The 19,256-nt window shown below is 64.0% G+C and carries 14 protein-coding genes; 2 read left to right on the top strand and 12 right to left on the bottom strand.

Features of this window, described 5'->3' with window-relative positions:
- Positions 1-215: 215 nt before the first annotated feature.
- Positions 216-1,037: a DUF2242 domain-containing protein gene (locus M2S36_RS19440; RefSeq protein WP_207832164.1), complete on the top strand. Its 822-nt coding sequence runs from the start codon at positions 216-218 to the stop codon at positions 1,035-1,037.
- Between the two features lie 334 nt (positions 1,038-1,371).
- Here M2S36_RS19440 and M2S36_RS19435 read toward each other — a convergent pair whose 3' ends face one another.
- From M2S36_RS19435 to M2S36_RS19385, 11 genes are all read right to left on the bottom strand, one after another.
- Positions 1,372-2,412: an AraC family transcriptional regulator gene (locus tag M2S36_RS19435; protein WP_207832162.1), complete on the bottom strand. Its 1,041-nt coding sequence runs from the start codon at positions 2,410-2,412 to the stop codon at positions 1,372-1,374.
- Between the two features lie 4 nt (positions 2,413-2,416).
- On the bottom strand, positions 2,417-3,535 hold the full coding sequence (locus M2S36_RS19430) for a nitrilase-related carbon-nitrogen hydrolase (protein WP_207832161.1): 1,119 nt from the start codon (positions 3,533-3,535) through the stop codon (positions 2,417-2,419).
- Between the two features lie 171 nt (positions 3,536-3,706).
- Positions 3,707-6,262: a fimbria/pilus outer membrane usher protein gene (locus M2S36_RS19425; protein ID WP_333957669.1), complete on the bottom strand. Its 2,556-nt coding sequence runs from the start codon at positions 6,260-6,262 to the stop codon at positions 3,707-3,709.
- 85 nt (positions 6,263-6,347) lie between these two features.
- Complete coding sequence (locus M2S36_RS19420; RefSeq protein ID WP_207832156.1) at positions 6,348-7,094, bottom strand: fimbrial biogenesis chaperone; 747 nt, start codon at positions 7,092-7,094, stop codon at positions 6,348-6,350.
- Positions 7,095-7,165: 71 nt separating this feature from the next.
- Positions 7,166-7,765, bottom strand: coding sequence for a fimbrial protein (locus M2S36_RS19415; RefSeq protein WP_063913808.1), 600 nt, complete (start codon positions 7,763-7,765; stop codon positions 7,166-7,168).
- A gap of 117 nt (positions 7,766-7,882) precedes the next feature.
- Complete coding sequence (locus M2S36_RS19410) at positions 7,883-8,530, bottom strand: response regulator (RefSeq protein ID WP_063913809.1); 648 nt, start codon at positions 8,528-8,530, stop codon at positions 7,883-7,885.
- Between the two features lie 69 nt (positions 8,531-8,599).
- Positions 8,600-11,812 (bottom strand): hybrid sensor histidine kinase/response regulator, encoded by a 3,213-nt coding sequence (locus M2S36_RS19405; protein ID WP_333957667.1) that lies wholly within the window; start codon positions 11,810-11,812, stop codon positions 8,600-8,602.
- An 84-nt stretch (positions 11,813-11,896) separates the two neighbouring features.
- A complete protein-coding gene (locus tag M2S36_RS19400; protein WP_207832152.1) occupies positions 11,897-13,090 on the bottom strand; it encodes an EAL domain-containing response regulator in 1,194 nt (397 codons plus the stop codon).
- Positions 13,077-15,896, bottom strand: coding sequence for an ATP-binding protein (locus tag M2S36_RS19395; RefSeq protein ID WP_333957665.1), 2,820 nt, complete (start codon positions 15,894-15,896; stop codon positions 13,077-13,079). The genes M2S36_RS19400 and M2S36_RS19395 overlap by 14 nt, the downstream gene beginning before the upstream one ends.
- 69 nt (positions 15,897-15,965) lie before the next feature.
- A complete protein-coding gene (locus tag M2S36_RS19390) occupies positions 15,966-16,955 on the bottom strand; it encodes a fimbrial protein (RefSeq protein ID WP_207832147.1) in 990 nt (329 codons plus the stop codon).
- A 26-nt stretch (positions 16,956-16,981) separates the two neighbouring features.
- A complete protein-coding gene (locus tag M2S36_RS19385; protein ID WP_207832145.1) occupies positions 16,982-17,686 on the bottom strand; it encodes a fimbrial biogenesis chaperone in 705 nt (234 codons plus the stop codon).
- A 217-nt stretch (positions 17,687-17,903) separates the two neighbouring features.
- Here M2S36_RS19385 and M2S36_RS19380 point away from each other — a divergent pair, with 217 nt between their 5' ends.
- Positions 17,904-18,227 (top strand): hypothetical protein, encoded by a 324-nt coding sequence (locus tag M2S36_RS19380; protein WP_233687143.1) that lies wholly within the window; start codon positions 17,904-17,906, stop codon positions 18,225-18,227.
- 25 nt (positions 18,228-18,252) lie between these two features.
- Here M2S36_RS19380 and M2S36_RS19375 read toward each other — a convergent pair whose 3' ends face one another.
- The gene (locus M2S36_RS19375) at positions 18,253-19,218 is read right to left on the bottom strand and encodes a GlxA family transcriptional regulator (protein WP_333957663.1); all 966 of its coding nucleotides are present in this window, start codon (positions 19,216-19,218) and stop codon (positions 18,253-18,255) included.
- Positions 19,219-19,256 lie beyond the last annotated feature (38 nt).

Below are 19,256 nucleotides of genomic sequence, written 5' to 3'. Positions count from 1 at the left end.
CCGTCCGCTGCGCCATCTTCGCCTCGAGGCCCCTTGAACGCCTCGAAGCCACGGGAAAGCGACCTTAGGGTCGCTTTTTTCGTTTTTGCGCCTGGCAATTGCCGCCCTTGACCCGGATTTACACGAACCTGACAGACTCTTCACCGATCAACGGTTCCTGTGCCTGCCTGCTGTGTTGCACAATAGGCACTTTCTCGACTTACCCGGAATTCGCAATGACCAGATCTTCCGTCTTTGGTGCGCTCGGGCTGGCCCTGGTGCTGGCGGGCGTGGCCGGTTGTTCCTCGAAAAAAGCTGCTGTCTACGAGCACGAGAACTTCGATGACTCGGGTACCTTCTCGCGCAGCTTCCCGGTGAGCGATGCCGGCTCCTGCGAGGCCGCCCGGCGTGCCTTGCTCAGCCAGGGCTACATCATCACCAGCAGCGGTGCCAACCAGGTGGTAGGCAACAAGAGCTTCCAGCAGAACAGCGAGAACCACCTGCAGATCAGCTTCAACGTCACCTGTGCACCCGATGTGAGCGACGCGCAGCGCTCGACCATGTTCGCCAACGCCTTGCAGGACCGCTACGCCCTGAAAAAGTCCAACACCTCCGCCAGCCTGGGCGTGGGTGTACTGGGGTCGGTGTCGATGCCGATCGGCTCCAGCGACGACTCGATGGTCAAGGTGGCCAGCGAGACGGTGACGGCGGCGCAGTTCTATGACCGCTATTTCGCCCTGGTGGAGAGCTACCTGCCAAAGCCCAAGCCGACGCAGGAGAGCAAGGCCAAGGTCGAGGAGCCCGCGCCGAAGGCCGAAGCGCCGGCGGCTGCCCTGGGGTTACCGGAGCAGGCTGCGGTGGCACCGGCCCCGGTAGCGGCGCCTTTGGTTGACGCGGCGCCAGCTCCGTCCGCCGTTGCCCCGACCAGCGAGGCGGTAGCCGCACCGGTGGCGGACGACAGCCAGGGCTCGCAGCCGGTGGCGCCGCCAGCGGAGTCGGCGCCAATCGAGGTCCAGCAGGAAGCCCAGCCTGCCGAGGCTGCATCGCCCGCTCTCTGATTTTTAGCTTGTACCGGCCCCTTCGCGGGCTTGCCCGCTCCCACAGGTAATGCGCAAGTTTCAGAGCCTGTGGAGATCCTGTGGGAGCGGCTGGTACAGGCCGGACACATTCCTTGTTACAGACACCTGGCGAAAACTTCCTGAACACCTGCTACGTTAACCACTCATAAGCTTGTCATCATTCCGTCACTCCACCTGCTTAGGTTGAAGGCGACACTGATAAAGATCATGAGATGAGAGGACGCAGGGCGATGGACGAATACCAGGAAGAACTTCTCGAATTCCAGGCTTATGAACTGGACACTCCGGAACCGGCTGACGACGCTACCGAGCTCTAGCCCACCCGCCGCTGGCTGCGGCGAAACTCCCCCGGTGTGAGGCCCGTCCAGCGCTTGAAGGCGCGCTGGAAGGCCTCGGCCGAGGCAAACCCCAGCAGATAGGCAATCTCGCCAAAGGCCAGCTCCGTATCGCGGATGTAGGTCTCGGCCAGGTCGCGCCGTGTTTCGCTGAGCAGGTCACGATAGCGCGTGCCTTCCTCGGCCAGTTTGCGGCGCAAGGTCCAGGTCGGCAGTTGCAGGTGCAGCGCCACTTCTTCCAGGTCCGGTTCACGGCCGCCATTAAGCAACGGCCCCAGCAGGTGGGTGATGCGCTCACCCAGGCTGCGCACCCGCGTGCGCTGCAGCATTTCCGCCTCGCACAGCTGCAGCAGGTGCTGCCAGGTGCTTGGGCAGTGCCTGGGGTTGGCCAGCTGCAGCGTGGCGCGGCTCAGGCGCAGCTGGTTGCCGTCGGCCGCGAACTGCACGGGCGTGCTGGACAAGGGCTGGTAGCGCGCGGCATAGGCGGGCGCGGCAAACTCGATATCCAGGCGTTCGGCCTGCACCGGTGTACCGGCAAGGTCGGCAAGCTGGGCCAGCCAGCCGGCGAGTAGCGAATCCACCACGAATCGGTTGTAGGCGTTGTATGGGCTGATGGAGTAGAAGCGGAGCCAGGCGCCTTGGGCATCTTCCTGAAAACTGGAGTGGCCGCGGTAGTTGGCGGCGTACAGTGGCTCGAAGCGCAACAGGGTGCGTGCCGCCTCGCCCAGGGTCGGCGCCTGGGCGGCGGTGACCCCGGCCAGGCCGGCATGCGCCAGGCGGCTCAGGCGCCCCATGTGCAAGCCCAGTGCGGCCTCGCCACACAGCTCGATGGCAGCGTGACCCAGGTGCATGTAGCGCGGAATCGACAAGCGCGCGCCAGCTTCGCCCAGGCGCGCCGCATCCAGGCCATAGCGGCGCAGCAGCGGCTCGGGGTCATGGCCCAGTTCGCGCAGGGCCTCGGTCAGCGGCTGGACAAAACCAACCGACAGGTCGCCCAGGCGCACGCGGGGGCGGGCCATGGGCTTACAGCCACAGGTTCAGCAGGCGGGCGCCAGGGCTGGGGGTACCCGCCAGCAATTCACCCGCGTGGTGGGCAAAGCCCTGGCCGTCGCTGCCCTGTTCCCAGAACTGCCCACGCATGAACACGCTCATGCTGCTGACGCCGGCCCCGGCAGCTTCGGTCAGGCGTTGCCAGGCGGCTTGTTCGCTGACTTCGCCGCGCTGCAAGGCCAGCCCGGCGCTGGCATCCTGGTGGCGATTGCCGCGCCAGGGCGCTTGCCAGCTGCCCTTGCCGCTGAGGAATACCGGGTTGGCGATCAGTTGTACCGCCTGTTGTGCCAGTTGCTGGTGGTTTTCCGGGTACCAGCTGTCACTGCCCACCAGCACGCCCAGGCGCCCGGCAGGGGTTTGCAATACCTGCAGCGGGTGCTGGCGGCCATCGTGCACATAACGGCGCATTTCGCTGTCGGGGAACTGCTGGCGTTGCGGCTGGCCCAGCAACGAGCCGTCGCCGGCAAATACCACGCTGCTGTTGAACAGCGGGCCGCTGCCGGCATGCAGCACGCCCTGTTTCACATAAGGGGCGGGTAGCACGATGGAGCCAGCCACCAAGGTGACATTGAATTCCTTGGCCAGGCCGCCGAACAGTTGCTGGTAGTCCGCGGCCATCTGCTCGGCCTTCATGCGCAGGTGCGCGTCGGCGCGCCAGTCGTCGCCGTCGGCACCGAGCATGGCCAGGCCATAGCGCAGCGGGTTGCTCAGCTCCAGCCATTGCAGGGCTTCGCGGCTTTGCGTGACCTGGTACAGCTCGTTCTTTTCCCCGCGTGCCCACAGCCAGGTGCCGATGTGCTCCGGTAGCACCACCACCGTGCGCGGGCCTACCAGCCCTTGGGTGCGGGCTTGCTCCAGGTAGGCCGCGAGCTTGCGGTGCAGGCGCTGCAGGTTCTGGTAGTCGCCCGGGAACAGCAGCGGTTCGACGCCAAGCAGGTTGCCGTGCTCGCCCGGCACGCCATGGTTCAGCGCCAGTTCGATGCGCAGGTCGGACAGATAGTGGCCTTCCGGGCGCTGCTGGGTCCAGAAACCGTAGCCACACAGTGCGGCGGCCATCACCAGTGCCAGGGTGCTTGCCAGGAGTTTTCGCATCAAACTTCAGCTTTTACCTAAAAATGAACTGGCCATGCAGGGCATCAAGGGCAAAGTGCGGCCTTATTCATCAGCTTTGGAATCCTTGGTGCACTGCTTTTGCATAATCGTGTTTGATCATACCAAAGCTACCGGGTGCTTATGAGTATTCTCTGCTGACAAGACCTGGTGTCACGGCCGACACATCAGGCGCTGGCGTTCGTAGTTAACCGCCTTGTCCCGTTCTGGCAGGCTGAAAGGCGCTGCGCACTGGTGCTCACCCCATTTGATTGTCAGGCTACCCTGGTCCTGTTCGAGCAGCACCAACGCCTTGCCGCTCGGGTCGGAAATCGCCAGCTGCTTGCCTTCGGCGTCCTCGACGGAGGCGCCGAACGGTATCGACTGGCCGTGCTCGTCGAGCAGTTCAAATTGTACCCGGCGCCCACTCTTGCCGGTGTAGCGGGCAAGCACCACGGCGCCGCGGCGAGGCACCAGCTGTTGGGTGGCGTTTTCGATTTCGATGTCGCCCCCCAGGTCGCGGGTGTCCAGGCTGACCCAGTTGACCCTGTAGGGCTGAGCGTTGGGGATCACCGCATAGCCATTGCGCCCGGTTTCCACTCCGCTGAAACTGCTGATCTTCGCACCCTTCACACCCGGCACTTCGGCCAGGGCGAAGGTTTCGCTGAGCGTCTGGCCGAGGTTGATGCCGCCTTGGTGGGCAACCACGGCGCCGGCAACGTTCAGGTTCTGCGAGTCGTAGCCGCGCCCCTGGCTATAGCCCAGGCTGATGTCGGCGACCGAGGTGCGGGTGTTCAGGTTGGCCGAGGCCGAGCTGCCACTGGTGCGGCTGTGACCACCCTGGATCGAGTAGAAGGTGTCACTGCTCTCCGACAGGTAGCCGTTGATGCCGGCCTGGGTGGTGTCGTTGCCCTTCTGCGTGCTGGCGGTGACGAACGCCCGCGGTGCACGGTCGCGGCTGCCGATCGGGAACGACACCGACAGGTTGAACTGGGTATCCTGCCCCGAAGGGCCTGAGGTTCCCAGCTCCTTGGTGCGGCTGACGTCAAGGTTGTAGGAGATATCGCCCCAGTTGTTGCTGTAGCCGGCGGACAGGCTCTGCGAACCGCCGCGGTTCCAGTAGCGCTGGTCGGTGGCCGTCAGATACAGGCTGCCGAGTGCGCGGTCGCGGCCCAGGCTCTGGTTGATGGTCAGGTCGGTGCGGGTCTTGGAGTTGCCGCTGCGCTTGATCGCGTCGGTGCTCAGGTCCTCGATATGCTGGGTGAGGGTGCGGAAGCCCTCGGTTGAATAGCGGTAGGCGGCCAAGGTGAAGTTGGTGTCGGTGCCGGTGAATGTCTTGGCGTATAGCGCCCGCAGGCTGTTGCCCTGGGTGGTCTGGCCCTGGGCTTTGCTCGAGGAATGGGTGACATCGAGCGAAAAGGCGCCCAGCAGCGTGTTCAGGCCGCTGCCCACGGCCAGCGCCTTGTAGTCGTCGGTGGCTTGCAGGCCAACGACGCCGGTCACGGTGTTGGTGAGGCCGTAGGCCAACATCGTGCTGAGCATCTGCGGCGTGGCCAGGCCTTCGGTGTTGCTGTTGTAGCGTCCGGCGGACAGGCTGTACTTGACCTGGCCGCCACGGACCATGAGCGGCAGACTGGAGAACGCCTGCACGCTGACCCGTCGGCGGCCGTCGGCCTCGATGATGGTGATTTCCAGGTCGCCGTTGGAGCCGCTGGGGTAAATGTCGCTGATCTCGAACGGGCCGGGCGGTACGTTGGCAGTGTAGAGCAGGTAGCTGTTCTGGCGGATCTCGACTCTGGCGCTGGTCTGGGCCACGCCCCGCACCACCGGCGCGTACCCGCGCTCGCTGTCGGCGCGCATGCCTTCGTCCGAAGCCAGCTTCAGGCCCCGGTAGCGCACGCTGTCGAACAGGTCGCTGTCGCTGAAGATGTCGCCGGCGCTGAACTGGCCCTTGAGTGCAGTTACGTCGTGCTGCACGTAGCTGCGGTTGCTCTTGAAGCTGTCCGGCCGCCCGGTGCCGCTGCTGAAGTTTGACTCGTTGCGCAAGCGCCAGCCGCCCAGGTTGATGCCGTTGCGCAGGCTCAGGTTGTTGTTGATGCGGGTGTCGGCATCACCGGCGCTGCGGCTGGTGTTGAATTGGTAGTTGATGAACGCCGCAGGCACCCCTGCGTCCCACAGTTGCGGGTCGACGTAGCCGCGCAGACCGCGCTTCATGGCGACCTGCGGGATGCTGGCGGACAGGCGCAGGTGACCCGAGTCATAGCTCAGGCTGGCCTGGTCGATCAGCGTCGGCAGGTCGTGGCAGGCCTGCGCGGTATCCAGGCGCCCCTGTGCCTTGAGCTTGTCCATGTCTATACCCAACTGCTCGAGCAGTTCCAGGGTCAGGCACGGTTCCACGCGCCCGGTCTGGAGGTTGCGGTTGAAATCGATGTCGCGCCGGCCCACCAGTACCTCGTTGCTGTACAGGTCTACCCGATAATTGCCCGGCAGCACGCTGCTGGCCGACAGCAGTAACTGCAGGTCGACCGCCGATTGCGCACCCTGCAGGAAGGTGGTGTTGAAGCCCAGCAGCTGGGGATCGTCCTGCGCCGTCGAGAGGCCGGGCAGCGCGCAGCAGAGCACCAATGACAGGGCGTTGAGCTTCCAGGCTGAAGGAGGCGTGCCGCCATGGAGCGCGCGCGCGCCTGCATCGGCACCGTCTACGGAGCGGGGGGCGATGGACAGAGACATACTAGGAACCTAATTCATGTCCCGGCGCGGGCTGGGCACGGGGAGGCCGCACGCGACCGGGGCGCGCGAGGTGGGCGCTACGTTTTCACAAGGTGATGGCGGGTTCGGCAGGCTTGGCACTACCCGGCTGGGCAGGGGTCAGCAGCACGGAATATCCATGCTGGGCGCCATAGTCGTTGATGCTCTTGAACGTGAGCGTCAGCGGGCCGTCCGGCAGGGAAAGTGCCGAGCTGAATGTCTTTTGTTCGCCGGGGGCGATCATGCTCGAATCGGCGCTGAACACGGTCTGTTTTCCGCGTTTGAGTTCGATGTCGGCCATCGACACGTGATACAGGCCTGGGTTGTTCACGGTCAGTTGGGCCTTCCCGGCGTGCTGGGTCAATTGCCAGACCAGTTGTTCCGGTGCCAGCAGGGCATTACCGGGCAAGTTGGCCGGGCGGAAGAAAATCTTGATGCGTTGGCGCACTGCCAACTGCAAGGTATTGGCCTTGGTACTGGCTTGCGGGATTTCCTGGACATTCAGCCAGACCACGGATTCGCGATCGGTCGGCAGACCCTGGCCTTCATAGAGAATGCGCAGTAGTTGTTCCTGCTTGGGCAATACTCTGGCCAACGGAGGGGTGATGGCGAACGGCGCCTGCGCGCTGTCGCCGGCATCAACCCACGACTGCACCAGGACTTCCTGATTGCCGTTGCGCACGATGACATTGGCTTCCTTGTGAGCACCGTCAAACACGACGCGGGTGGCGCTCAGGGAGATGCTGGCAGTTGCCTGGGCGGCGACGAGCATGCCCAGCAACCCGAGAACGGGATACAGAGAACGACGCAACATGGTTGGGTACCTTGCGGGACGAAGAAGTGGCGAGGCTGATCAGCCTCGCGCATGGAGAAGCTGCGAAGTGATTACTCGTACTGCAGGATGAACGGCAGGGTGGCATCACCGCGACCGGCGGTGGCGGTGCCGGCGGCGCCGGTGGTCACGTAGGCTGCAGAGAAGCTCAGGGTAGCGTCGCCGCCCTCGGCGCCGGTGCCATGCACCTCGCTCTGGATCTTGGCGGTGGCGGCCGAGCTCAGGTCGATCAGGTTGCCGTTGGGGTCGAGCAGGGCGATACCGACGTTGGCTGCAGTGCCGGTGCCCTTGGTCAGGGCCAGGACCTTCTTGCCGGTCACCAGGCCCGAGCCTCCGCTATTGGCATCGAAGACCATCGCCACCTTGGTGCCGACGTTGCAGTTGACGTTGAGGTTGAAGTCCTTGCCGGTCACGCGGCCTGCCGTTGGGTTCTCGGCGGTGCCCATGTCTTTGATCGAGACGGTACCCATATCCACGGCGATCACGCGGTCGGCGTTGGCGCCGTCGACCGAGCAGGCGTCATTGTTGATCACGCCGGTAAAGGAAATCTTGCCGCTGCCACCTTTTACTGGCCCGGTGGGATCGGCGGCCAGAACGCCGGCCGAAGCAGTGATAAGCGAGAGGGTCAGTGCGGCCAGGGAGAATTTATTCATATTGATGTCCACATGAAAGTGAGTAAGTGCTGCAACTAAATGCACGCTCACAATAAGTCAGGTGGTTTCCCTGGCCCATCAGACGAATCTTAATGGCCGATCAATAGCGCTCGCCAGTTAATTGAAGATATGGCTCGCCAGGCAATAGGCCAATAATTCCTGATCGCTGTTCACTTCAAGTTTTCGCATGGCTGAAACTTTCTGCGCACTAATGGTCTTGGTACTTCGGTGCTGGCTGCGGGCAATTTCACTGACACTTTGGCCGGCCACAAACAGGCGCAGTATTTCAAATTCCTTGGGTGACAGGTTTTCCACCCGTTGATCGATGGCTGTATTACAGGCGACCACCGAGTGCCTCGCCGGCTCCGGCGCCCGGTAGGTGCTGTTGCGGGCGACGGCATTGAGGGCCTTTTCGATTTCGCCGTGCAACTGGCTTTTCTGAATGACACCGTCCACGCCCAGTTCCTGTAGCCGTGTAAGGATCAGCGGGTTGGAAATCATGGTCAGCACGAGGATGCGGACAGCGGGATAGTGACGCTTGAGATAATCGATAAGTTTCAGGCCGTCACCGTAGGGTGAGTCTGCCGGCATGTTGTAGTCGGAGATGACCATGTCCACGGGTTGGCGTTCGAGCAGTTCGATCAGCCCTTGCGAGCAGACAGCTTCGCCAACCACGCAAAAGCGTGGGTCGCGTTCGACCAGTTCCCGGACGCCGAGCAGTACGATGGGGTGATCGTCGGCGATGATGACCTTGAGTTTTTCCATAAATGACGACCCGTTAGCCGGTGCGGATGGGAGGGTTGTCTTCAGGCGTTATCAGCACTGAAGTTGATTCTATGCAAGTGTTTCGAGTATTGCCGACAGCCTGTTCAGCACCTCCCGCAGTTTATCGGTCATGGCCGTGTCGAGCGGCGAGCTGGCCAGCGCGTCCTCCAGTGCGCAGCACTGCTCGGCCAGGCCCCTGGCCTGCACAGCGCCCAGGGCGCCGGCGATGCTGTGCAGGCGCTCGCCAAGGCGACGGTGGTCGCGTTGCTCAAGGGCCAGGCGCAACCGCTGCATGTCCTCGCGCATTGTGGTGATGAACAGTTCGCGCATGGCCGCGGACACTTGCACGGTATCGATGGTGGCGTCGGGGAGCAGGGTGCTGCGGTCGTCCGCTTGCGCTTGGCTGGGCCCCTCGGCCAGCACTGGCCGGCACATGCGGACCAGATGGCTGCGCAAGGTCTGCAGGCTCAACGGTTTGACCATCCAGGCATTCATGCCCACCTCGAGGCAGCGCTGGCCCTCTTCTCGCAGTGCATTGGCAGTGACGCCGATGATCGGCAACCGGGTGTCGTGCCGGCGCAGGGTCCTGGCCAGTTCGTAGCCATTCATCAATGGCATGTTCACGTCGGTCAGGACCAGGTCGAACAGGCCTGGCTGCCAGCGTTGCATGGCCTGTTCGCCATTGGCCGCGACGACCGTGGTGCAGCCCAGCGCCTCGAGCTGCTCCTGCAGGATCGCCTGGTTGATCGGATTGTCCTCGGCCACCAGCACATGCAGGCGCAGGGCGGCACGTTGCTGCTGCGCTGAGGCCTGGCCATTGGGCACCCCGCCCTGGCGCACCAGGGCGATGACCTGGGCGATGGCACGCACGTCATGCAGGTCCACCCGCCAGCAGCCGTCGATGAACGCGCCGGGGGCCGGGCCGTCGCTGCTGGCGCAGATCCGCTGGCCATGCCAGTTGGCAGCATCCGGGCAGTCGAGCAGGTCCACCAGCAGGGCTTGGTGGTTGTCCTTCTCCAGGGGCGGAATCGTAAGGGTCGCGGCGATGCCCAGGCGCTGCAGCCAGTCGACGCCATGCTGGGCAAGCTCCGGTATTGGCGCACGCACATATACCGGGGTCGGGTCGGGCATCACGGTCGGGCAGTCACTCAGATCCCCTTGGGCCAGCGGCAGGCTGAGGTTGAGGGAAAAGCTGCTGCCCAGGCCCGGCTCGCTGACCACCTTGATCTGGCCACCCATCATGTCGGCCAGCCAGCCGCAGATCGGCAGGCCCAGGCCCGCACCACCCTCGCTGGAAGCGTCGACGACCTGGTAGAAGAGCTCGAAGAGCCTGGCCTGCTGCGCCTGGGAGATACCGATGCCGCTGTCTGCAACCTGCCATTGCAGGCTGACGTGGGTGTCGTCGAGTGCCAGCACACGGGTGCGCAGCACCACCCGGCCGGTGTCGGTGAACTTGATGGCGTTGCTCAGCAGGTTATTGAGAATCTGGCGGATGCGTATCGGGTCGCCCACCACCTGAGCTGGCAGGCGGGCGTCATGGCAGGCATAGAGCAACAGGCCCTTGCGCTCGGCGAAGGCGCGATAGGTGCGCACGGTGTCCTCGAGCATCTCCAGCGGGCAGAACGTCACGGGTTCGAGCGCCATCTGCCCGGATTCGATCTTGGTCACGTCGAGCACGTCGCTGATCAGCTGGAACAGGGTTGCCGAGGAGCGCTGGATGGTGTGCAGGTAGCCTTGCTGCCGGGCATCCAGCTGCGTCAGGCCGAGCAGTTCGAGGGTGCCAAGCACGCCGTACAGCGGGGTACGGATCTCGTGGCTCATGGTCGCCAGGAACAGTGTCTTGGCGGTGTTGGCTGCGTCGGCCGCGCGCCGGGCCTCGTCGAGCGCCTGGGCGTCCTCGACATGACGGGTAACGTCGTTGAATGCGTAAAGACGCACGTCTTCGCCGTGGTAGCGGGTCGATACGAAACCGATCTGCAGGTGGCGGCCTTCGACCTGCAGGTAGTGCTCGCCACTGCTGGAGCTGCCCACTGTCGAGGCGAGGGTGCTGACCAGTTCTCGGGTGCCCTGCCACTGCTGCGCCCGCTGGTTCTCCAGTAGCACTTCGTGGTCGGTGCTGCGGACCACGCACAGGCCGGTCGGGGCGGTATCGATGACCACCCGGCTGAAGGCCTCGCTCTCGGCGATGGCCTCGTGGGCTGCGCGCGCGGGCAGGATGACCTGGCGTTGATACCAGCGGATGGCCACCCGGCCCATCCCGATGAGCACCAGGAAGGTAGCGGCGATGCTGGCCAGCGACCAGAACGCGTAACGGAAGAAGTGCCGGTAGGTCACGGTGTAGACAGCACTCCAGCCTCCGTTGGCCTGCTCGTGGAGGCGGAACACCAGGCCTTCGGCCTTGATGTTGAGGCCTTCGTGCATACCCTCCAGGAGCGTGGGTGCACCGATCAGTACCTCGCCGGACGGGGCGATGAGATTGAAGTGGTCATACACGGTCCAGTCCATGATGCGTTCGAAATCGTCGATCTGGGCCAGATCCACCAGCGACGCCACTTGCGTGCGTTGGTCGTCGGCCTTGGCCGGGGGCAGGGTGATGTTGGCGTAGGCCAGCACGCGCGGCGGGGAGGCCTGGTCCGGCTGCTCGACATAGCTGCGCCAGATGATCCTGGTGCCTGGGCTCCAGTCCTTGCCCTGAGGCTGGCGCGCCATGACTTGCCTGATCACTTCGATGAACGGTTCTTCCTCGACCTTGCCCCGCCCGCGTCCTGCGGCGGGAACCGTGATGTCATAACGGGCATCCGGCGAGAACAGGAACACCTGCGGCGAGCGGTAGGGGGACGCCGACCAGAACATGCTGTAGAAGCTGGCCAGGTTCGCCCCTTGGGTGAAAATGCTCGACTCTTCGCTGCCGGCGAGGTTACGTCGATCGAGCTTGAGGCTGAACGGCATGGAAAATGGAAAGACCTGGCCCTTGTAGATGTCCGGCCCTTCCTCGGGCAGCGGCGCCAGCACCGGCTCGAGCGCGCGTGGGTAGTCGAACAGCTCCCCTTTGGCGCTGCGTTCCACGAGGGCTTCGAGGAAGGTTTCCTGCTCCTGGATATTCTCCATCAGACGGGCGAAATGGATGCTGACCGTGTCGCTTTGTTCGTCGATCAGGCGCTCGATCGACCAGAAGCTGAAACCGGCCAGCAGCAGTGCCAGGCCCAGCAGTACGGTCATGCCTTTGTTCAGGCGCAGAGAGCTGCGGGCCAGGTTTTCCAGCAGGGCGTTGTACTGATTCATGCAAGGATCCGGAAGGCCGTGGGGGCATCGATACCCAGTAGATGTTACCTTTGATGCCCTGCCGGCGCCCTGAGTTACAGCAGGTCAAAAGGCCGACGGCGGACCGTCGCTGTGCAGCAGGCGTTGGAATTGTTCCGCCGACACGGCATGGGAGATCAAAAAGCCCTGCACCTGGTTACAGTCGACCTTGCGTAGCATCTCGAGCTCCTGGGGCGTCTCGACCCCTTCGGCCACCACGGTGAGCCCGAGCTTGCGGCCCAGGGCGACGATGCTGGCCAGGGCCGAAGCCAGGCTCTCGCTTTCATCGCAACGCTGCACCAGCGCCCGGTCGATCTTCAGTTCGGTGAAGGGCGTCGAGACCAGGCTCATGTAGGAGCTGTAGCCCTTGCCGAAGTCGTCCTGGGACAGGCCGAAACCTTTCATGCGCAAGCGGCAGGCGCCCGCATAGAAGTTGCTTAACTCTTCGGGAATGGAGCATTCCATCAGTTCGAAGCAGAGCTTGCCAGGTACGCCTTGATGGTGCAGGACGAATTCCAGCAGCCGGTCGGCCAGGTCATGGCTGTTGAGCAGGTGGGTCGGCAGGTTGATCGAGACCGGAATGTCATAGCCCCGGTCACGCCACCGCGCCTGGGCATCCATGGCTTGCTTGAGCATCACCCACAGTAGCCTTTCCTCCAGGCCGAAGGCGTTGAGCGCCGGCAGGAAGGTGCCTGGCAGCAACACGCCTTGCTCCGGATGCATCCAGCGCACCAGGGCCTCGGCGGCGACGATGCGGCCGTTGTGCAAGGACTTCTTGGGTTGGAACCAGGCCTGAAAGGCCCGGTTGTTCAAGGCCTCGACCAAGGTCTGGCGATCGAACTCGGGTATGGTCGGTGCCTCCCGGGCCGGAGCCTGATGGTGCAACTGCAATTGGTCGATCAGGCTGCGCAACGCGGCGGGCTCGACTGGCTTGGAGATCAGCCCGAGCACATCCACGCCGAGGTTCTTGGCCACCAGGCTCGCCGCCATGAGCATACGCCGCGAGGCCGCACTCATGATCGCCAGGCCCGGTTTGTGGCGTAGGCCGGCGAGGTGCTGGATGAACTGCACACCGTCCATGCCGGGCATCAGCAGGTCGGTCAGGACCAGGTCGACTTCATGCTGGCGCAAGCGCTCCAGTGCTTCCTGGCCATCCCGGGCCGCTACCAGGTTGAAGCTGCCAAGTTCGCTGAACAGGTGTTGCAGGTACATATGCTGAAACGGATGGTCTTCGACAATCAGGATGTTAAAGGGCTTCAAGACGGCTACCTCGATACGGGGCCAGGCAGTTGAGCAGGGCTTGCAGGTTGAAGGGCTTGATCAGGCAGCGATCCATGCCGGCGGCCAGGCACAGATCTTCCTCGCCGCGCAGGGCGTTGGCGGTGGCGCCGACTATGGGTTGGGTACAGCCCAGCTGGCGTAGGGCTCGGGCCAGTTCGTAGCCGTTCATGCCGGGCATGTTGACGTCGGTCAGCAGCAGGTCGAAATGCTCGCGTTGCCAGGCTTGCAGGGCCTGCTCGCCATTGCTGGTCAAGGCTACGCTGCAGCCGAGCTCCTCGAGCTGGTCGCGCAGGATCAACTGGTTGATGACGTTGTCCTCGGCAACCAGCACGCGCAACCCGAGCCGCTCGGTCAAAGGGGCCGGCACGGCCTGGCCCATGGGACGACGCAAGCCCTGAGCCTGGCCGACGGCATGGTGCAGAGCACCCAGGTCGTTGAGGTTGACCTGCCAATGGCCAGCCTCGTGCCGCGCCTCCCAGCAGTCCTGGGCGCTGGCCAGGATGCTTGGGCCGGGCCATTCGGCGACCAGCCGGCGCTCGACGTTGCCTGGATGCAGCTCGACCAGCAGTTCGCCGGCCATGGCGCTGCCCGGTGGCGGGGCGCCGACCTGGGCGCGTGCGCCCCAGCGGCATAGCCAGCCACTGATGGCTTCGGCCAGTTCATGTACCGGCGATACCACATGAATGCGTTCGGCCAGCAGGTTGAACGGGGTGCCGGCGCGGCCTGAGGCGACTTCCAGGGGCAGGGTCAGACTGAAGCTGCTGCCCAGGCCCAGCTCACTGACCAGGCGCAGCTGGCCGTTCATCAATTGCGTCAGGCGCTGGCAGATCGGCAGCCCCAGCCCGGTGCCGGGAATGACCTGGGTATGGCCTTCGGTCTGGTAAAAGGGGTCGAAGATGAATGGCTGGTCCTGTTCGGCGATGCCCTTGCCGGTGTCCGAGACCTGCCACAACAGGCAGGAGCGCTCTCCATCGCGGTTGAGCAACCTGGCGCGCAGCACCACGCGCCCGCAATCGGTGAACTTGACCGCATTGCTCAACAGGTTGTTGAGAATCTGGCGGATGCGGTTGACGTCGCCGATCAGGTGCTCCGGCAGGCGCGGGTCCAGGCAGCTGTAGAGCTGCAACCCCTTGCTCCCGGCTGCCGCGCTGTAACCCTGGATTACCTCGCGGACCAGGTCCGGGGCACTGAACTCGCTGAGTTCAAGGGCCAGTTGACCGGCCTCGATCTTGGACACGTCCAGCACGTCGCAGATCAACTGCAGCAGGGTTGACGAGGACCCTTCGATGGCCCGCAGGTAATCGCGCTGCTGGGCGTCGAGCACGGTGCGAGACAGCAGCTCGAGGGTGCCCAGCACGCCGTACAGCGGTGTTCGGATTTCGTGGCTCATGGTGGCCAGGAACTGGGTTTTCGCTTCGTTGGCCGTGTCTGCCGCGCGCCGGGCGTCCTCCAGCGCGGCCTCGATCTGCTTGCGTGCGCTGATGTCGCTGAACGCGCAAAGCAGAACCTGCTCGCCCTTGTAGCGGGTTGGCGAGCAGCTCAGGTACAGGTGGCGCCCTTCGGCGCTCTCGAAATAGTCGCTGCACTGGCCTTCGTGCCGCTCGAAGGCCTGCTCGATCCATCGCGCACTGCGTGCGTCGCGAGCCTGGTCCTGGCCCAGCCATTGCTGGGCCAGGTGGTTCTCCAGCACAACCTGCCCATCGCTGCGACGCAGCACGCACAGGGCGACGGGGGCGGTTTCGATGACGTCCCGGCTGAACATCTCGCTTTCCACCAGCGCGCGGATGCGTTCGACCGTGGGGGTGAACAAGCGCTGGTCGAAACGCCGGATCAGCACCCTTATCAAGGTGATGCTGATCACGCAGAACAACAGGGCACCGAGCAGTTGCTGCCACAGGCCGGCAAGGATGGCGGACAGGTCGATGGCATAGACCAGTTGCCAGTCCGAGGACATCAATGGCTTGCTGATGACCAGGTATTCGGGCAAGAACCCCGCGCCGGCGAAGCCGAAGAAGTTGTCACCCGAGGGTTGGGGGCGCGAGCGCTTCAGTGTCGGGTTCGGGCTGTTGGTGAATACCAGCATGCCGTCAGCGTTGAACATCATGAATTCACCTGCGCTGGCATCCTCGAGTGATGGCGACACCGCCTGGCTGTCGATCTCCAGGCCCAGCCAGCCAGAATCGGGGTCGCGCTCGTCAAGGCGCAGGAAGATGAACAGGCGCGAGCGGGGCGCGTCCTGGTCGGCCAGCCACAGTTCCCGGGGGGCTGTGGGCCGGTGCCCCGCATCGCGCAGCTGCTCAAGCAAGGCAGGCGAAGGTGGCGAGGCCTGGGCGTCGCTGTTGTAGAGCCAGCGCATGGAGCCCTGAGCCCCTGCGTCGACGTAGAGCAGGTTGACCTGCCGGGCCTTGAGGTAGGCACACATGCGCTGGGTCAGCCACAGGCTCCAGCGCTTGTCCAGCTGGCTGCCCAGTTGCAGGTGCACTTCCTCGTGTGGTGCCACGGGCGGTGCGGTGACACCCGGAACCGCCTGACGCACGGCCGCGAGGCTCAGGCTTTCCAGCAGTGCCTCGCGGTTGGTGAAGAAAGTATGGGCCTCGGCGATTGCGCTGCTCATGGTTCCATGGCGCCGGGCGATGTCGGTGTTGAAGGTAAAGGACAGGAAATTGTAGGCCGCGCCGAGAATTCCGGCCGATAGCACGACCGCCAGTAGCCGAAGCAGGCGGCGCGCCGCCTCGGGGTCGGAGAGAAGGGGGTTGATCTGTTGCAGATAGGCTTTGAGTCGCATCCCGCGAATTTAGGCAGGCCGCTGGCAACTGGACATCAGACGAACCTTAAAGGCCGTTTGGCCGAGGGCTTACTTGTAATACAGGTCCACTAGCGCCATGGCTTCGAACGTACCGGGGATGGGGGACGATCGCCAGATCAGGTCGGCGCGGAACTCGTTGCGGATCAAGCCCGGCACGGTCAGGTCGGCCAGCTTGAACCAGGTGTCGAAAGGCACCGGCTGGTTGCTGTCCTGCTGGGTCAGGGCGATCCCGACGGAGCTGTTGTTGCCGGGCACCAGCAGCTTGTCGATGACACTGGCGCTGCCGGCAACCGGGGTGAAGCGGGCATCGACGGTGTAGGGCGTGTCGCAGGACCTGACCAGATCGAGGCTGAAACTGGCCGAACTGGCAACCTGGCCGACCTGTGCCGAGCTGACCAAGGCACGGCGGAAGCTGATCACTGACGGCAAGATGGTCAACTCGGGAGAGCAAGGCACGAAGCGGATGTTGTTCATGCCGGTGACGACATAGTTGAGGTTGCTGTCGGGCCTGGGGTTGAGGCCGCCCTTGCCGTCCAGCTGGAACACCCGGTATTCGCTCAACGTGCTTGCTTGCCCGTTGGTTGGCGTTGCGCCGTATTTTTCAATGAACACGGTGAAGGTCAGGGTGAACCGGGCCTTGTCCCAACCCGCGCAATTCGCCCAGTTGCAACCATGAAGCGAGTTGTAGCCGGTGGTGATGGCGCCCGAGGTCTGGGTGATGGTCTGGGACCCATAGCGTATCCCCACCCGTATGCCCTTGCCGATATTGGCCTTGGCCGGGTTGACATAGAAATAGATATCTTCCTTGACGCCGGTTTCATAGTCATCGGCACAGATGACCGGAACCGAGTGTGGCGACGATTCCCAGATGATCGTGCCGTCGGGGGCGTCGGCCGGTACCGCCAGCGCGGTGCCCAGGGCCTCCTTGAGCGTCGACGCCTTGGACGGGTCCAGCTTGCAGGACAGCGCGTAGCTGGTGGCGGGGCAGCTGGCGGCGACAAAGAGCAGGCCCAGCAGGTGTTTGCGGATCAGGGTCATGGGGTGGCTATCCTGTGGCAGTGTGTTCACGGCAGCGCGACGTGGTGTCGCTTCTGCAGGCCGATGTCGGTCAGCTCGCTGAACGCCACGCGACTCTGCACTGGCAGGGGCGAGGGCGTTTCGAGACTGAGCGACTCCCCCGGGCGCAGGAGGACATAGTCCGCAAGCGGGTGCGACTGCCCAGGGCTGTCGAGCTGCAGGTCGACCAGCGAGACATGGAAGGCGCTCGGATTGCTGACTTCGATCCTGCCAGGCAGACGCGTGCGCCATTCCAGACCATTGACCGCCTTGCTGGCCGAGCCTGGCAGGCCGGCAGGGCGGTAGAACAGCTTCAAGCGCTGGCGGATGGCGAACTGCAGGGTATCTGCCTGTTCGGGTTTGCGCGGGATCTCGAGAATGTTCAGCCAGAACAGCGATTCCCTGTCCTCAGGCAGGCCCTGGCCGGCGTACAGCACCCGCAGCATCTGCTGGCCGTTGGGAGGGATCAAGGTTAATGGCTGAACAATCGCGAAGGGGGCATCGCCGCCCTCGTCGGGGCTGCTGACCCAGCTTTGCATGACCGTGTCGAGGCCACTGCGATTGACCACATTGATGCTCGCTTCCTTGTCCGAGCCCTGGTAGATCAGGCGCGTGCCTTCGATCTTGAGCTGGGCCCAGGCGGTAGGCGCCAGGCACATCAGGATGAGTGCCGCCATGGCCGGGCGCGAGAGGGTGTGAAGCAATCGCGACATGGTTGGGAAGGGCTCCGGTGAGGTTGGCTGGGAGGGGCCTGGCCATCCTAGACAGTTGCACCGCCGCCGGCTTTGAGACGTTTCTTAAACGGCCGTGTGGTTTATTTTCCTGCTTTGTGAACGGCCTCACGCGCGTAGCCAGGCAGGCCACCGCCCATCCGATAGGCTCAACCTTGGGTATTGGGGAGTGGCAATCATGAGCGGCAAGCGATTCGCAATGAGTGTCGCAATTTGCCTGGCCTTGGTCGGCCAGGCCCAGGCAGGCGCCGTCGTCGCCTCGGGCATGCTGCACTTCACCGGCAGCATCATCGAGCCGTCTTGCACGACCACCGTCGGCGATGCGGGCTGGCGCATGGATAACTGCCCGGCGCTGGCGCGTGACAGTGTCATTGGCGTTCAGGGCGTGGATGGCCAGGCGCTGCCGGCGAAGGCGGTACGCGTCGACCGGGGGCACACGGTGGATCAGGCCTACAGACTGGTCGATGGGCGTGGCGAGCCACTGACCCAGGGCCATTACGTGGTGGTCGTGACGTCACCTTGAGGGCATGGGGCAGGCAGCCCCTGAGTCAGCGCTGGCGCAATTGTCGCGGGGTGGCGTTGAGCAAGCGGCGCATCAGGCGCCGGAGAGCCGTCGGGTCCTGGTAGCCGACCAGCGCCGAGATCGCCTCGACGGAATGTTCGCCGGACTCGAGCAGCGCTCGGGCCTTGTGCAACTGCACCCGCTGAATGAGCTGCCGGGTGGAGTGCCCCGTTGCCTTGTGCACATGGCGCGCCAGGGTCCGCTCGGACATGCCGACGTTTGCGGCCAGTGTCTTGACGCTCGCAAGTTCAGGCAGTGACTTCTCGATCTCTGCGATCAGGCGCGAGATCAGTGCATTACCTTGCACCAGTACGGCAGGGATGACGAAAGGCGACTGCAGTTGCCTGCGGTCGAGCAGCAGTGCCTTGCCCACCGCGTCGGCGATTGCAGGTGACAGGCGCCGACGAAGCAGGTGCAGCATCAGGTCGGTTTGCGCGAAGGCAGCTCCTGCCGTAGTCAGTGGATGATCGGCCAGCACCATGAAGTCCGGGTCGACGCGGCAGCCGGGTGCGAGCCTCTGCAGGTGCGGTGCCAGCCACCAGGAGGTGGTTACCCTTCTGCCGTCCAGCAGCCCGGCTGCATGCAGCAGAAAGACGGCCGAGCATGACGCGGCAATTTCCCTGCCGTTGGCGATGTGATCGCTCAGTATAGAGAGAAAGGGAGCGGTCCATGGCTCCGCGAGGCGACTTTCGAGCTGGTCGATATCACTGACGCCGATTCCTGGTATGACCCAGCAGGACTGGTCATCGGTGCTTTGTTCGATCGGTTGCACATGCAGTTGCAGGCCATGGCCCAGCGCTACCGCTCCCGGTTGCGGGCCGCAAACCCGCCAGCGTGGTGCGGCCAGGCCGAGTCGCTCGCTAACGGTTGCTGCGGTGGCGAGGATATCCAGGGTGGAGGCTACGCTAGCGGCGAATGCCCCCGGTATGACCAGAATGGTGAAATCGTGCATTGTCGGATTATGCTCGAAAGAGGACGGATCCGACACTT

The sequence above is a fragment of the Pseudomonas sp. SF2 genome (assembly GCF_036858055.1).
In the GTDB taxonomy this organism is placed as follows: domain Bacteria; phylum Pseudomonadota; class Gammaproteobacteria; order Pseudomonadales; family Pseudomonadaceae; genus Aquipseudomonas.
The sequence above is the reverse complement of the archived record's forward strand: the minus strand, read 5'-3'. Positions and strand labels throughout refer to the sequence as shown.

Bases quoted from the DNA above. Each gene is read 5' to 3' on its own strand.
- M2S36_RS19415 (WP_063913808.1), bottom strand. From the start codon at position 7,765: ATGAATAAATTCTCCCTGGCCGCACTGACCCTCTCGCTTATCACTGCT.
- M2S36_RS19375 (WP_333957663.1), bottom strand. From the start codon at position 19,218: ATGCACGATTTCACCATTCTGGTCATACCGGGGGCATTCGCCGCTAGC.
- M2S36_RS19435 (WP_207832162.1), bottom strand. From the start codon at position 2,412: ATGGCCCGCCCCCGCGTGCGCCTGGGCGACCTGTCGGTTGGTTTTGTC.
- M2S36_RS19420 (WP_207832156.1), bottom strand. From the start codon at position 7,094: ATGTTGCGTCGTTCTCTGTATCCCGTTCTCGGGTTGCTGGGCATGCTC.
- M2S36_RS19440 (WP_207832164.1), top strand. From the start codon at position 216: ATGACCAGATCTTCCGTCTTTGGTGCGCTCGGGCTGGCCCTGGTGCTG.
- M2S36_RS19385 (WP_207832145.1), bottom strand. From the start codon at position 17,686: ATGTCGCGATTGCTTCACACCCTCTCGCGCCCGGCCATGGCGGCACTC.
- M2S36_RS19430 (WP_207832161.1), bottom strand. From the start codon at position 3,535: ATGCGAAAACTCCTGGCAAGCACCCTGGCACTGGTGATGGCCGCCGCA.
- M2S36_RS19425 (WP_333957669.1), bottom strand. From the start codon at position 6,262: ATGTCTCTGTCCATCGCCCCCCGCTCCGTAGACGGTGCCGATGCAGGC.
- M2S36_RS19405 (WP_333957667.1), bottom strand. From the start codon at position 11,812: ATGAATCAGTACAACGCCCTGCTGGAAAACCTGGCCCGCAGCTCTCTG.
- M2S36_RS19380 (WP_233687143.1), top strand. From the start codon at position 17,904: ATGAGTGTCGCAATTTGCCTGGCCTTGGTCGGCCAGGCCCAGGCAGGC.
- M2S36_RS19395 (WP_333957665.1), bottom strand. From the start codon at position 15,896: ATGCGACTCAAAGCCTATCTGCAACAGATCAACCCCCTTCTCTCCGAC.
- M2S36_RS19410 (WP_063913809.1), bottom strand. From the start codon at position 8,530: ATGGAAAAACTCAAGGTCATCATCGCCGACGATCACCCCATCGTACTG.
- M2S36_RS19390 (WP_207832147.1), bottom strand. From the start codon at position 16,955: ATGACCCTGATCCGCAAACACCTGCTGGGCCTGCTCTTTGTCGCCGCC.